Below are 13,118 nucleotides of genomic sequence, written 5' to 3'. Positions count from 1 at the left end.
TCAGCCTGCTTTCTGTGAAGGGTAGGGGTGCGCCTGTTTCCAGTGGCGCGCGATGTCGATGCGGCGGCACACCCACACGTTGCTGTGCTGCTGGATATGGTCCAGAAAACGCTGCAGCGCCGTGATGCGGCCGGGGCGGCCCAGCAGGCGGCAGTGCATGCCGATGCTCATCATCTTGGGTGCGTTGTCGCCGGCCGGGTCGCCCTCGGCGTACAACGCATCAAACGTGTCTTTCATGTACTGGTAGAACGGGTCGGCGTGCGAGTAGCCCTGCGGCAGCGCAAAGCGCATGTCGTTGCAGTCGAGCGTGTAGGGCACGATGAGCTGGGGCACCGTGGCGCCGTTGCTCTTTTTCACTTCCATCCAGAACGGCAGGTCGTCGCCGTAGTAGTCGCTGTCGTACTCGAAGCCGCCGAAGTCGGCCACCAGGCGGCGGGTGTTGGGGCTGTCGCGGCCGGTGTACCAGCCCAGGGCGCGGTGTCCCGTCATGCGTTCGATGATCTCCATGGCCTCGGCCATGTGGGCGCGTTCCACTTCTTCAGGGATGTGCTGGTAGTGGATCCACTTCAGGCCGTGGCAGGCGATCTCGTGCCCCAGCTGCACGAAGGCCTGGGTCAGCTCAGGGTGGCGCTGCAGCGCGCTCGACACACCGAACACGGTGAGAGGCAGCTTGCGCTTTTCAAACTCGCGCAGGATGCGCCACACGCCCGCCCGCGAGCCGTATTCGTAGATGCCTTCCATGCTCATGTGCCGCTCGGGGTAGCTCGCGGGGTTGAACATTTCGGACAGGAACTGCTCGCTGCCCGCGTCGCCGTGCAGCACGGCGTTCTCGCCGCCTTCTTCGTAGTTGAGCACGAACTGCACGGCAATGCGCGCGCCGCCCGGCCACTGCGCGTGGGGCGGGTTCTTGCCGTAGCCGATGAGGTCGCGGGGGTAATGCTGGGTGGAGTCGTAAATCATGGGCGTCAGGGGTTCAAGGGGTCACGGCATGAGCGCTGCGGCCAGGTCGCTGGCCGGGCGCTTGCGGTCGAATGTCAGGCTGGCCTCCACGTGCTCCAGGTGGGCCTGCATCAGGGACACGGCCAGAGCTTCGTCACGCGCGGCCAGTGCGGCCACGATGTCGCCGTGCTCCTCGTGCGAGTGTTCGGCGGCGCTGGCGGACTGGTACATCAGCGTGATCAGCGCGCAGCGCGAGATCAGGTCGCCCAGCAGTTGTGCCAGCACCTCGTTGCCCATGAGTTCGGCCATGCGCACGTGGAAGTCACCCAGCAGCTCGGTGCGGCTGCTGGCGTCTGCGGTGCCCATGGCGGCCTTCTCGCTGGCCACATGGGCACGCAGGGCCTTGATCTTGGCGGGCGTCACGGTCTGCACGAAGGCGCGCGTCATCTCGGTTTCGAGCATGCGGCGCACGGCGAACACCTGGCGGGCTTCTTCGACCGAGGGGGTGGAAACGAAGGCGCCGCGCGCGGGCTCCAGCGTGACGAGCCGGTTCTGCGCGAGCTGGAACAGGGCCTGGCGCACCAGCGTGCGCGACACGCCGAAGTGGTCGGCCAGTTTCTGCTCGGCCAGCTTCGTGCCCGGCTGCAGGCGGTGCTCCACGATGGCGCGGGTCAGCGCCTCGACAATCGCACTGGTGGATGAAGATTCCATGGTGGCATGATACGTTGGATGGCGAAAAGTGTATACACTTTTGGTCTACACGCTGCGATTTGGCAATCCTCGCCGATTGGCCGTGGTCCCCACTTCAGGAGATTCCCTATGGGATTGAGCACCCACGTTCTGGACACCATGAACGGCTGCCCTGCCGCCGGCATGGAGGTCGCGCTGTACTCCACCGACGGCGACAACGCCACCCTCATCAAGCGCCTGGTGCTGAACCACGACGGCCGCACCGATGCGCCGCTGTTCGACAACGCCAGCCTGCGCACCGGCACCTACCGTTTGCGATTTGATGTGGCGGGCTACTTCAAGGCCCGGGGCGTGCAGTTGCCCGAACCGAATTTTCTGAACCAGGTGAGCCTAGACTTCGGCATTGCGCATGCCGACCAGCACTACCACGTGCCGCTGCTGGTCAGCCCGTGGAGCTATTCGACCTACCGAGGTTCGTAGGCACCGCGGCTGCTTTGGGCGGCCGCGCCGAGCGGCGAAGCCGCTCGGAGGGATGTACTTACAACTGCCCTTCCGTGAGGGTATCCAGCTGAAAGTGCCCGCCCTTGTCCCACAGCCAGGTGTCGGTGTAGGTGACCTTGCCCATGCGTGTGGGTACGGGGAAGGGCGCCGCAGCGCGCACGGTGCGTTCGATCTCGGCCACCACCTCGGGCGCGTGGCGCGGGGCGCGCATCCAGTGCATGCGGGTGACCTTGCCGCTGCGGTCGATGTCCACCTGCAGCACGCCAATGGCGTACAACTGGGCGGGCAGTTTGCCCTTGAAGATGCGTTCGCGGTTCAGGCCATAGAGGTGGGTGGCTGCATCCTGCCGGTAGGCCTGGGGTGTGGCTGCGGCCGAGGGGCGTGCCGACCCTGCGGCAGCGGGCACCGGGCCCTTGATGCCGCCAGGCTCCGCGCTGGTGGACGGCACGCTGTCGGGCGGCGGGGCCGGTTCTGGCGGCGATTTGCAGGCCGATACCAGGGCGGCGCCAAGGGCCATGATGCCTGCCAGCAGCCAGTGGCTGCGCGGGCCGGGGGAGCGGGTGGGGGGCGTGTCGGGCATGGTGTGGGTGTGGCAGGGGCCACCAGCAGTGCCAGCGGCCAGGGGCGTTAACGACAAAGGAATGGCGGTGACAAATTTGCGTTTGCTGTTGGACGGTTTGACCGCCGGGCCAGCATGCCTGGTAACCGTAGAGTCTACCCAAGGGTCGGTGCCCCGCGAGGCCGGGGCCTGGATGGCCGTGTTTGCCGACCATCTGGTGGGCACCATTGGCGGGGGCCACCTGGAGCTGCAGGCGATTGCCGAAGCGCGCCTGCGCCTGGTTGGCACGGCGGCCGCCAACCCAGCACCCGTGCGGTACGCGCTGGGCCCGGCGCTCGGGCAATGCTGTGGCGGGGTGGTGCACCTGGGATTTGCCCTGCTCACGGTGGCCGATGCCCCCGGCTTGGCCGCCCGCCTGGCGCCCCACCTGCACCCCGTGGCGCTCTTTGGCGGCGGCCATGTGGGCCATGCGCTGGCCCGTGTGCTGGCGCCGCTGCCCTTTGCACTGACCTGGATCGACAGCCGCGATGGCATCTTCCCCGAGCCACCGCCCGACGGCGCGGTCTGCGAGCATTCCGACCCCGTGCAGGGGGCCGTGCCGGGCCTGGCGCCGGGCAGCCGCGTGCTGATCATGAGCTTCAGCCATGCCGAAGACCTGGACGTGGTGGCCGCCTGCCTGCACCGCCAGCGGCAGCAGCGGGACCTGCCCTTCATCGGCCTGATCGGCAGCCAGACCAAATGGGCCACTTTCGGCAGCCGCCTGCGCAGCCGGGGTTTCAGCCAGGACGAGCTGGCGCAAGTGACTTGCCCCATCGGCATCCCCGGCATCGGGGGCAAGGAGCCCGAGGTGATCGCCGTGGCCGTGGCGGCGCAGCTGCTGCTCAGCCTGAAGGCAGCTTGAGAACTGATGCTGGAACGATTCATGCACCTGTCGTCACAACAGCTTGAATGCGGGTAATTCCCGCCCCGCAGGCACCAGACTGGGGCTGGAAGCGGGAACAATTTCTGCATACACTTTGATTCACCGGTCGCAGCGGTGCCCAGCAGATGCTTTTCTGCCCAGGTGCGCGACCCCCTTCTTCTGCTCAGAGCGCCCGCAGTGGTGAGCAGGTTGTACAAGCGGCGTGTTTCCCACGCCGCCAAGGCCGAGAACCATGGAAAGCTACCTTCTCGACTGGGCCAACCTGCTGCTGCGCTGGGTCCACGTCATCACCGCCATCGCCTGGATTGGCTCGTCGTTCTACTTCGTCTTCCTCGACAGCAGCCTCACGCCGCCCGAGGACGATGACCTCAAGAAACAGGGTGTGAGCGGCGAACTCTGGGCCGTGCATGGCGGCGGCTTCTACCACCCCGTCAAGTTCGCCGTATCGCCGCCCAAATTGCCGGGTCATCTGCACTGGTTCTTCTGGGAAAGCTACAGCACCTGGATCAGCGGGTTTGCGCTGTTCACGGTGTCCTACCTCTACAGCGCCAGCACCTACCTCATCGACAAGTCGCGCATGGACTGGGCGCCTGCCACGGCCATCGTGGTGGCGCTGGCGTTCTTTGTGGTGTTCTGGCTGCTATACGACGCCATCTGCCGCATCTTCGGCCAGAGGAAAAACGGCGATGCCATCGTGGGTGCGCTGGTGTTTGTGCTGGTGTGCGTGGCCTCGTGGCTGGCCTGCCACTGGTTTGCGGGCCGCGCGGCCTTCTTGCTGGTGGGCGCGATGATCGCCACGGCCATGAGCGCCAACGTGTTCTTCTGGATCATCCCCGGCCAGCGCACCGTGATCCACCAGATCAAGGCCGGTGAGCCCGTGGACCCGATCCACGGCAAGCGCGGCAAGCAGCGCAGCGTGCACAACACCTATTTCACGCTGCCGGTGCTGTTTGCGATGCTCAGCAACCACTACAGCTTCACCTGGAGCCACCCGCAGAACTGGCTGGTGCTGATCCTGATGATGTTTGCGGGCGCGGCCATCCGCCAGTTTTTTGTGATGCGCCACGGCTACAAGCTGGGCCGCAACGGCAACCCGCTGCCCTATGCGCTGGTGGGCGTGGCGGTGATTGTGGGCGCCATCGCCTGGATGCGCCCGGCCCCTGTCGCAGCCGTGGCCACACCCACGCCTGTATCTGGTGTTGCTCCTGTTTCAGGAGCTGCTGGGGCAAGCGCAGCGGGCGCAGGCAGCCAAATTGACTTCAAATCGGTGCAGGCCGTGCTGGAACAGCGCTGCTACATGTGCCACGGCGAGCAGGTCCAGATGAAGAACCTGCGGCTGGATTCGCCCGCGCTGGTCCAGCAACATGCCCAGGCCGTCTACCAGCAGGTGGTGGTGCAAAAGCTCATGCCCATGAACAACGCCACGGGCATGACGGACGCCGAGCGTGCACTCGTCAAGCGCTGGTTTGATGCAGGGGCGCCTACGGGGCCTTGAGGCTGCGCAGACTCCTAGCCCTTGACGACGGTGGCGTCGATCTCCACCACCTGCCCCGGGTATCCCAGGCGGGCGACGCCCAAGAGCGTTGCTGGAGGCGTTTGCCCGCCAAAGTGCTCGGCCACGGCGCCCCAGGCCGCTGAAAGGTCAGTCTGTTCGCCGACGACGTAGACCACAAGGCGGCGAATGTCTGGTGTGGTAAACCCGTGAACGGCCAGAACCTTGCTCAGATTCGCGAGGCACTGCGATGCCTGGGCGCGCGGCTCTCCGGGCGCCACGATCGAGCCATCGGCGGCCTGCGGCACCTGGCCCGCAAGAAAGAGCTGTCTCCCCACGCGCTGCGCGTACTGATAGTGTGGTGTGACCGGCAGGCCTGAGGCGATTTCGGCTTCGTTCATGGGTGGAGCAGAGTTAGATGTTGCGCGGTTCTTTTGTGACGCCTAGCGTTTGACATGAGGCTTAGGTCTCGTCACTGCAGGTGCTCAGTCATGGGCCTGATGCTCAAGTTGGTACCACTGCTCATCCTCTGGTGCCCGGTTGGACACCAGCCTGACAGAGAACTTGGCAGCTGACCGCAGTATTGGTTGGGGTCGCGGACTGGTCTGCGCGCTGAAGTCTCCATTCCACCTCCGATGACGCTCCACATGCACGACTTGGGAGTTTGCTCGGAAGACCAGGACGAGTTCGCCCTCATTCACTTCAGCAGGCAGTGTCAGGCGGCACTTGAGCCAGCCAAGCTGCAACGCCTGGCAGTTGCTCTCGCGGGGTGAGTACGGGCCAAAGACGAACAGTTCATTCCAGTCCAGTGGGAGTACGTTTGCCAGATCTACCTCCTGGACTTTCTCGGATCGAACCAACTTTCCGAGGGCTGTGCTGAACTCACCTGCGGGCTCTACCCTGGTACAGGCGATGGGTATTGCGAGGAGGCTTGCGAGCGTGATGGCTTTTACGAATTTCAGGATGGGTCGCATGGAGGTCTAACGTGGCGCATGCCGCGAAGCTGGCGAAATACGCTGGACAGTGCGGGATCTTCTGGACGCGCATTCCTCTTCAACCTGGCTTGCCGCTTCAGATTGTGGAAGGTGCCCGGTTAAAAAATCTGCGAAACCCGGCATGCCTCAGCCTAAAAACTATAGCCTGCACAGTGAAAGGCGAGGTGACAGAGACTCCAGTTTGAGCCGCGCACGAAACCAATGAAGGGATGGGTGGTGCTCGTAGTCGCGCTTGGGGCCGAAGCGAACTGGCCTGCAGCGTGAACCGCCCAGTCCCTACACCCGACGGAAACTACGCCGCCAGCACATCCTGCAGCGCCCGCGTGGCCGCCAACGCGCCCAGGCTGGATTCGGTGAAGCCGCCGTGCAGCACCACGCCGGTGGCGGCCAGTTTGGCCTCGTGTTTGGCCACGGCGGCCAGGTTGGCCACCTCTTCGGCGTGCCGGAAGCGCCCGGGCGTGATGCGCACGGCACCGATGGCGAGCGTGGTGCACGGGAAGAACCGCCGCACGCCATGCCGGTCTTCTGCGTGGATGCCGCCCGCCAGCCGGGCGCCGTCGTCAAACAGCGTGACGGCCTCGCGCGCAAACTCGTCCACGATGTTCTTGCAGCGCTGCAGCCAGTTGCTGCTCTGGAAGATCAGCATGAAATCGTCCCCGCCCACATGGCCCACAAAGTCGCGGCGCGCGTCGCAGTGCGCCGTGGCCAGGCGCGCCACCAGGCGGATCATCTGGTCGCCGCGCCAGTAGCCGTAGTGGTCGTTGAAGGGCTTGAAGTTGTTCAGGTCCGCATAGCAGGCCACAAACTCAGTGCCGCTCTCCAGCAGGCGCTGCATGTGCAGGCTGATGGGAATGTTGCCGGGCAGAAAGGTGAGCGGGTTGGCGTGGCGCGCGGCCTCGATGCGGGTTTCGGTCACGGCGCGCACCAGCTGGTCGCCTGTACCCAGGCCCAGGTAGCGGCCGTTGTCGGTCACGATGTAGCCATCGCTCAGGTAGCGCTGGTCCTGCGAGGTGAGGATGCCCACCAGCTGGTCCACGTCGCAGTCCAGCTCCACCACGCGCGGCGCCTGGTTGGCGAAGGCCAGGCAGGACTTGCGGCCATGCACCTCGCGGAAGTACAGCGTGGCGTAGTGGTTCATGAACTGCTGGCGGTTGATGAGCGCCACGGGGCGTGTGCCATCGACCACGGCCAGCGCGTGCAGGTCGGTGTGCTGGTGAAAGATCACGGCCACCGCGTCGTTGCTGGTGGCGGGTGATGCCGTGGGCGCCTGCACCACCAGCAGGCTGCGCAGGATGCCCGGGCGTGCGGTCTGGCCCAGGTGTGGCAGCACGGCCACGCGGCGGTCCTGCATCACTTCCAGCGCGGGGCCGTCCACCGTGTGGCGCGGGGCGCGGGCCGGGCGGCCCAGCAGCCAGCCCTGGCCGTAGGGGATGTCCAGGTCGCGCAGCGCGCGCAGGTCGTCGCGTGTTTCGATGCCCTCGGCAATCAGTTTGGTGCCAAACACATCGGCAATGCCCTTGATAGCCTGCAGCATCTGCAGGTTCTCGGGGTGGTCGCTGATGTCGTGGATGAAGTATTTGTCGATCTTCACGAAGTCGGGCTTGACCTCGGACCACAGCCGCAGGCTGGAGCGGCCATCGCCAAAATCATCCAGCGCCACCCGTGCACCGCAGGCGTGCACGGCCTTGATGGCCTGGCGCAGCACGGGCATGTCGCTCACGCGCTCGTGCTCGGTGATCTCCAGCACCAGCATGCGGGCGCTCAGGCCAAAGCTGCGCACCGTCTCGCCCAGCAATTCGGGGCCCACCAGCGCCACGCCATGCACCAGCGCGTCGGCGCTGATGTTGACGAACAGGCGGCCCAGGGCCTCGTGCTGGCCCCATTGGGCGAGTGCGGTGAAGACGCACAACAGCTCGAAGTCCTGCAGGATGCCCTCCTGCCGTGCCAGGCTTAGCAGCACATCGGGGGTGTGCAAGGGGCTGCCCTCGGGGCCCCGGATCAGGGCCTCATGGGCATGGATGTTGCCCTCGCGCAGATCGGCCAGGGGCTGGAAGACGCAATGCAGCCCACCACCCTGCATGAGCCGGGCCAGCGGGCCGGTGCCATGGCGTGCAGCGGGCGACAGCAGCGCCATCATTGCCTCCAGCCGGCTCCATTGGGTGTTCTGCATCGCGTTGTGGGTCCCTGAGCAAGGACGCAAAGATACCCAGCCGCCGTGACAGTTTGGTTACAGAATCATGAATGCTATATTTTTGATAGCTGATGTGGCATGTCTGTAGCGCGGAGAGGGCCTTTTTTATTCACAAAAGGCCCGCTCAAGAGCCTCAGAAACGGTGGCGGATGCCCACGCCCACGCTGCTGCCATGGGCCTGGTTGGTGATGCGGTCGGCCATGGCCATCACGTACAGGTCGGTGCGCTTGGACAGGAAATGGTCGTAGCCCACGGTGAAGGTCTTGCGCGAGATGTCGGTAGCGCTCAGCGTGGTCTGCGCCCACGATGCCAGCACCTTGCCGGTGGCACCCACGGGCACCGACACGCCGAGCTGCGTGGTCTTGGCCTTGTTGGTGGTGTTGTCGGCCTTGGCCTGGCCGTAGCTGGCAAACGCCTTGACCACCGTGAAGTCGTAGGCGCCGCCCAGCATCCAGTCGGTCTTGGTGGTGCCCAGGTAGGTGCTGGGCGCGGCGGGGTTGCTCATCTGGTCGCGTTCATAAAAACCGGTGAGCGTGATGGGGCCGTTGAAGTACAGCGCGTTGATGCCCACGTTCTTCTTGCCGCTGTCGCCCGCAATCTCGCCGAACTGGTAGTGCAGGTTGGCCGAGAGCCCGCCAAAGTTGGGCGTGCTGTAGATGATTTCGTTGGCCCAGCCCGTGTCGGACGGCGTGGTGGAACCCCAGCCGGTGCCGTTGAACAGCGGCACGTTCATGTGCAGGATCACGGGCGCGAAGGTGAACGAGTCGCCCAGCGGGTTCGACAGGATGGAGGGCAGGAAGTTGGGCGCCAGGCCCCGGCCCACCGTGACGGTGCCCCAGCTATCGCTCAGGCCCACGTTGGCATCGCGCGAGAAGAAGGTGTCGTTGGCGAAGCGGCCTTGCACGCCACTGTCCACCTTGATGAACGAGGTGAGCGCGAACTGGGCCTTGAGCCCGCCGCCCAGGTCCTCCGTGCCCTTGACACCGAACCACGACGTTGTCATGCCACCGCTGCCCACCACCGCGCTGCGGCCTGCATCACCGGCATTTTTCATGGAGCCCACATACACATCAGTCAGCCCCATCAACTGGACCGAGCTTTGGGCCAGGGCCCCGGTGGTGCACAACAGCAGTGCGCTGCCCAGCGAAAGGGATAGAGACAGTGCAGACAGGTTTTTTTTCATGGATTTTCCTGAGGGTGAAATGCCGGACGCCCGGCGTTGGGAGGGGGTGCTTGCGGCCCGGTGTGCACCGTGGTGCAAGGGCGGGCCTGCACGCCGGAGTTCGCAATTTCCGTGCCCCTGCTGAAACAGGTTCTTACAGCTGCATATCCCATGGCAGTGCAGGGCAGGTTGCAGGCACGCGGGCGGTATCAGGTCCGCGCGCAGCTTTCTTGTGTTTTTGCGCAAACCCTTGCAGGGCGGGGCTTGCGACGTGGTTGGGCTTTGATCTTGCTCAATGCCCCGGGCGCGGCGGCACGGCAAAGTGGCTTCCATGCTGCCCTCTACCCTTTTCTCCCTGCCCGCTGACACCGAGGTGATCGCCCCCGGCGAAGTGCTGCGCAGGCGCAACGAGGTCCTCACCTCCGTGCTGCACCTGGAAAGCGGCCGCGTGTTGCGCGGCGTGCTGGATGACGGCTTTCTGCGCCACCAACTGGGGGCGGTGGAAGGGCCGTTCTGGCTCGATGCCGCATCCGCCCTGATGGGGCTGCCCTTCCCGGTGGACATGGTGGCCGACACACGCCTGCAGGTGCGGCGCCTGCCGATTGAAGCGTTTCGCTGCAGCCTGGCCGCCATGCAGCCGGGCGCGCGGGGTCTGCTGCTGGACATGGCACAGGGCTATCGGCAGCAGTCCGAGCTGGCGGTGAGCCGCCTGGCGCAGGACGCGGAATCGCGTTGCGCACAGTGGCTGCTCAAGCATGCTGAGTCCGACCCCACGGGCGCCATGCAGGTCACGCTGCACCAGCGCAAACGCCTGATCGCTGCGCAACTGGGCATCGCCCCCGAAACCTTCTCGCGCGTGCTGCGCCATTTGCGGGAGCTGGGGCTCATCCATGGCACCGGCAACGTGCTGAACCTGCCCCAACCCCGGGCGCTGCAGTCGATGGCTGGTTGCTGAGGGTGCGCCGGTCTCGCGCGGCGGGGCGGCTTCGGACTCAGGGTTTTTCCTTGCGTTTTTCCAAGGGTTCCACCCAAGCCCCCGGCCCCGGGGGCTGCGTATATTTGTTGGGACATGTCTGCTGTGACCCGTCCCCATGCCTAACCTCCCGCGTGCCTGCGACGCTCCTGTGCCGGGGTGTCCATGACGGCCCCCGCACCCTCGGCTGCGCCCGACGACGACGCACCAGGCTGGCTGGTGCCTGGGGCGCTGGTGCTGCGGCTCATGCTGGTGGCGGCATTGGCTGTGGCCCTGTCGGGGGCGGTGGCCGCGTGGCTGGTCACCCGCGCCTCGGGGCAAGAGGCCGTGCGCCGGGTGGTGAGCCAGCAGACCGATGAGGTCGAGGTCGTGGCCCGCCTGCTGGCCAGCAAGATCGAACAGAGCCAGAAGGTGCTGCGCACCGTGGCCGCAGGCATCACACCCGGCATGCTCGAATCCCCCTCGTCGCTCGAATGGCTGCTGCAGCAGGGCCTGCCCGCCGTGCAGTTCTTCGACACCATGCAGGTGGCCCGCGACAACGGCGAGCTGCGCCTGAACCTGCGCGCCGGGCAGCAGCAAAAAGCCGCCGACCTGGATTCGGCCGAGCGCGACGCACTGCGCCGCACCCTGGTGGATGGCAAGCCGCTGGTGTCCGAGCTGATCGCCGGTCGCAGTGGCGAGCCGCGCGTGATGTTCACCATGCCGCTGCACCGCGAAGACGGCACCGTGCTGGGCGTGGTGGCCGGGGCCTTGCGCCTGCAATCGCAAAGCCTGCTGCCCCCATCCATGACGCTGCCCGCGCGCGAAGACTCGCAGCTCATCGTCTTCACGCGCGACGGCACCATCCTTTCGCACCCCGATTCTTCCCGCATCCTGGGCCAGGTGCGCGACGAAGCCGGGCTGGCGCCTGTCTACACCCGCTGGCTGACCCAGGCCCAGCCCGTGGTGGGGCGGGGCATGAGCCATGTGCAGCCTGACCACATCGTGAGCATGGCGGGCATGCCGCTGCCGCAGTGGATCGTGGCGCGGGTCAGCACCTCGCAGGCACTGCTGGCACCCCTGCGCGGCGCCCAGCGCGAGGCCTGGTGGCTGGCCGTGGCCAGCATGCTGCTGTGCATGCTGCTGGCCGTGGCCCTGATGGGCTGGATGGCTCAGCCCCTGGCGCAACTCACCTACAAGGCGCGCCAGCTGCTCAAGACCAGCACCCGGCACCAGCAGCCCCCGGCCGACCAGGCCTGGCCCCGCGCGGGGGGCGAGGTGGGCGAGCTGGTGCGTGTGTTCCAGGGCCTGGTGCAGCAGGGCCAGCAGCAACAACAGCGCAAGGACACGCTCGACGGCCAGTTCCAGGCCGTGCTGGACAACGCCTCGGTGGGCATCATCATCTCGCGCCACGGCATGCTGGATGTGGTGGGCCGACAGGCCTGCGTGATGCTGGGCTACACCGCGCAGGAGCTGCAGGGCCGCCCCGCACGCACTGTGTATGCCAGCGACGCGGACTATGCCCAGGTGGGCGAGCGCGTGCGCTCCGAGATGGCTGCGCATGGCGCGTTCGACGGCGACATCTGCTTCATGCGCAAGGACGGCACGCCCGTGTGGGCCCGTGTGCAGGGGCGCAGCGTGCGGCCCGACGAAATGCATGGCGGCACGGTGTGGATCCTGGAAGACATTACCGCTGCCCGCGAGGCCCAGGTGCAGCACGCCTGGGAGCGCTCGCACGATGCCCTGACCCAGCTCTACAACCGCGCCGCTTTCGACGAGCGCCTGGGCCTGCTGATGGCCGAGCGCTCCACACGCCAGCGCAGTGCCACGGAGGATGAGGAAGGCAGCGAGCCGCAGGGCGATGGGGTGGTGCTGTTCCTCGATCTGGACCATTTCACCGTGGTCAATGACATTGCCGGGCATGACGCGGGCGACGATGTGTTGCGCCACGTGGCCCGTCTGCTGGCATCGCAGGTGCGCCAGATCGGCTGGGCGGCGCGCCTGGGGGGGGATGAATTTGCGGTGGTGTTGCCCGGCTGTGCGCTGGCACGGGGCCAGGCGGTGGCCGAGCAGCTGCGTGTGGCGGTGCACGCCTGGGAGCCTTCGTACCAGGGGCGCAGTTTCACGCTGGGGGTGAGCATCGGGCTGGTGGTGCTGGACGCGAGTTTGCAGGACGTGCCGTCGGTGCTGTATGCGGCGGACATGGCTTGTTATGACGCCAAGCGGGCGGGGCGCAACCGGGTGGAGACGCGGCACGCGAGCCAGGCGACGGTGACGGCGTCGGGGCGGATGGCGTTGGGGCCGGTTTGATTTATTTTGGCTGCTGGCGCCTGCTGGTTATGCCTTGGTAGCTATTGTTTTTGTAGTGATTGCCGTCTGTCGGTGTGGGGCGGGGCTGTCGAAGTTCATGTGGCTCGCTAACCGTTCGGGCTGAGCTTGTCGAAGCCTTGGTGTGCTGGTTTGGGCTCCATGCTTGTGTTTGGGGCGGGAGCCGGGTTGTCGCCCCGGCGGGCGACTCACTTTCTTTTGCTTCGCCAAGAGGGTGTAGAAGAAATCTATTTCAACCGCCCCAGTAGCATCCGCGCCTGCGCCAGCCAAACCCATGCCTGTGCATAGAACGGCTTGCGATCGTGGTGCATCACCAGCCTGCGGTTGCGCTCCAGCCAGGCATGGGTGCGCTCCACCACCCAGCGCTTCTTGGGCATGACCATCGGC

The 13,118-nt window shown here is 66.0% G+C and carries 11 protein-coding genes and 1 pseudogene; 5 read left to right on the top strand and 7 right to left on the bottom strand.

The window, feature by feature from the left end; all coding sequences use genetic code 11:
• Together puuE and AvAM_RS08350 are read right to left on the bottom strand one after the other, a co-directional pair.
• The gene (gene puuE, locus AvAM_RS08355) at positions 1-960 is read right to left on the bottom strand and encodes an allantoinase PuuE (protein WP_137746632.1); all 960 of its coding nucleotides are present in this window, start codon (positions 958-960) and stop codon (positions 1-3) included.
• A gap of 21 nt (positions 961-981) precedes the next feature.
• The gene (locus AvAM_RS08350) at positions 982-1,650 is read right to left on the bottom strand and encodes a GntR family transcriptional regulator (RefSeq protein WP_124509982.1); all 669 of its coding nucleotides are present in this window, start codon (positions 1,648-1,650) and stop codon (positions 982-984) included.
• Between the two features lie 108 nt (positions 1,651-1,758).
• On the opposite strand from AvAM_RS08350, the gene uraH reads away from it, so the two are divergent.
• Positions 1,759-2,109 (top strand): hydroxyisourate hydrolase, encoded by a 351-nt coding sequence (gene uraH, locus AvAM_RS08345; protein WP_015012870.1) that lies wholly within the window; start codon positions 1,759-1,761, stop codon positions 2,107-2,109.
• 58 nt (positions 2,110-2,167) lie between these two features.
• Here uraH and AvAM_RS08340 read toward each other — a convergent pair whose 3' ends face one another.
• Positions 2,168-2,647 carry a hypothetical protein gene (locus tag AvAM_RS08340; protein ID WP_375708148.1) on the bottom strand — a complete coding sequence of 160 codons (480 nt, stop codon included), beginning with the start codon at positions 2,645-2,647 and terminating at the stop codon, positions 2,168-2,170.
• Between the two features lie 124 nt (positions 2,648-2,771).
• Here AvAM_RS08340 and xdhC point away from each other — a divergent pair, with 124 nt between their 5' ends.
• Positions 2,772-3,590 carry a xanthine dehydrogenase accessory protein XdhC gene (gene xdhC, locus AvAM_RS08335; protein WP_171012172.1) on the top strand — a complete coding sequence of 273 codons (819 nt, stop codon included), beginning with the start codon at positions 2,772-2,774 and terminating at the stop codon, positions 3,588-3,590.
• 253 nt (positions 3,591-3,843) lie between these two features.
• On the top strand, positions 3,844-5,106 hold the full coding sequence (locus tag AvAM_RS08330; protein ID WP_137746629.1) for a urate hydroxylase PuuD: 1,263 nt from the start codon (positions 3,844-3,846) through the stop codon (positions 5,104-5,106).
• A gap of 14 nt (positions 5,107-5,120) precedes the next feature.
• Here AvAM_RS08330 and AvAM_RS08325 read toward each other — a convergent pair whose 3' ends face one another.
• The 3 genes from AvAM_RS08325 to AvAM_RS08315 all read right to left on the bottom strand — a co-directional run bounded on the left by AvAM_RS08325 (position 5,121) and on the right by AvAM_RS08315 (position 9,472).
• Positions 5,121-5,504 (bottom strand): RidA family protein, encoded by a 384-nt coding sequence (locus AvAM_RS08325; protein WP_137746628.1) that lies wholly within the window; start codon positions 5,502-5,504, stop codon positions 5,121-5,123.
• A gap of 886 nt (positions 5,505-6,390) precedes the next feature.
• Complete coding sequence (locus tag AvAM_RS08320) at positions 6,391-8,268, bottom strand: phosphodiesterase (protein ID WP_249368017.1); 1,878 nt, start codon at positions 8,266-8,268, stop codon at positions 6,391-6,393.
• Positions 8,269-8,422: 154 nt separating this feature from the next.
• Positions 8,423-9,472 carry a porin gene (locus AvAM_RS08315; RefSeq protein ID WP_137746627.1) on the bottom strand — a complete coding sequence of 350 codons (1,050 nt, stop codon included), beginning with the start codon at positions 9,470-9,472 and terminating at the stop codon, positions 8,423-8,425.
• A gap of 310 nt (positions 9,473-9,782) precedes the next feature.
• Between AvAM_RS08315 and AvAM_RS08310 the strand changes: the two genes are divergently transcribed.
• Both AvAM_RS08310 and AvAM_RS08305 read left to right on the top strand, forming a co-directional pair.
• Positions 9,783-10,406 carry a Crp/Fnr family transcriptional regulator gene (locus AvAM_RS08310; protein WP_137746626.1) on the top strand — a complete coding sequence of 208 codons (624 nt, stop codon included), beginning with the start codon at positions 9,783-9,785 and terminating at the stop codon, positions 10,404-10,406.
• A gap of 183 nt (positions 10,407-10,589) precedes the next feature.
• A complete protein-coding gene (locus AvAM_RS08305) occupies positions 10,590-12,713 on the top strand; it encodes a diguanylate cyclase (RefSeq protein WP_137746625.1) in 2,124 nt (707 codons plus the stop codon).
• 245 nt (positions 12,714-12,958) lie between these two features.
• On the opposite strand, the pseudogene AvAM_RS08300 reads toward AvAM_RS08305, so the two are convergent.
• A pseudogene (locus AvAM_RS08300) lies at positions 12,959-13,118 on the bottom strand (IS5/IS1182 family transposase); the annotation flags it as partial.

The organism is Acidovorax sp. NB1 (genome assembly GCF_005405905.1).
Taxonomy (GTDB): Bacteria; Pseudomonadota; Gammaproteobacteria; order Burkholderiales; family Burkholderiaceae_C; genus Acidovorax.
The sequence above is the reverse complement of the archived record's forward strand: the minus strand, read 5'-3'. Positions and strand labels throughout refer to the sequence as shown.

Coding starts and splice junctions, on each gene's coding strand:
- AvAM_RS08320 (WP_249368017.1), bottom strand. CDS start 8,268: ATGCAGAACACCCAATGGAGCCGGCTGGAGGCAATGATGGCGCTGCTG.
- AvAM_RS08305 (WP_137746625.1), top strand. CDS start 10,590: ATGACGGCCCCCGCACCCTCGGCTGCGCCCGACGACGACGCACCAGGC.
- AvAM_RS08325 (WP_137746628.1), bottom strand. CDS start 5,504: ATGAACGAAGCCGAAATCGCCTCAGGCCTGCCGGTCACACCACACTAT.
- puuE (WP_137746632.1), bottom strand. CDS start 960: ATGATTTACGACTCCACCCAGCATTACCCCCGCGACCTCATCGGCTAC.
- AvAM_RS08350 (WP_124509982.1), bottom strand. CDS start 1,650: ATGGAATCTTCATCCACCAGTGCGATTGTCGAGGCGCTGACCCGCGCC.
- AvAM_RS08315 (WP_137746627.1), bottom strand. CDS start 9,472: ATGAAAAAAAACCTGTCTGCACTGTCTCTATCCCTTTCGCTGGGCAGC.
- xdhC (WP_171012172.1), top strand. CDS start 2,772: ATGGCGGTGACAAATTTGCGTTTGCTGTTGGACGGTTTGACCGCCGGG.
- uraH (WP_015012870.1), top strand. CDS start 1,759: ATGGGATTGAGCACCCACGTTCTGGACACCATGAACGGCTGCCCTGCC.
- AvAM_RS08340 (WP_375708148.1), bottom strand. CDS start 2,647: ATGGCCCTTGGCGCCGCCCTGGTATCGGCCTGCAAATCGCCGCCAGAA.
- AvAM_RS08310 (WP_137746626.1), top strand. CDS start 9,783: ATGCTGCCCTCTACCCTTTTCTCCCTGCCCGCTGACACCGAGGTGATC.
- AvAM_RS08330 (WP_137746629.1), top strand. CDS start 3,844: ATGGAAAGCTACCTTCTCGACTGGGCCAACCTGCTGCTGCGCTGGGTC.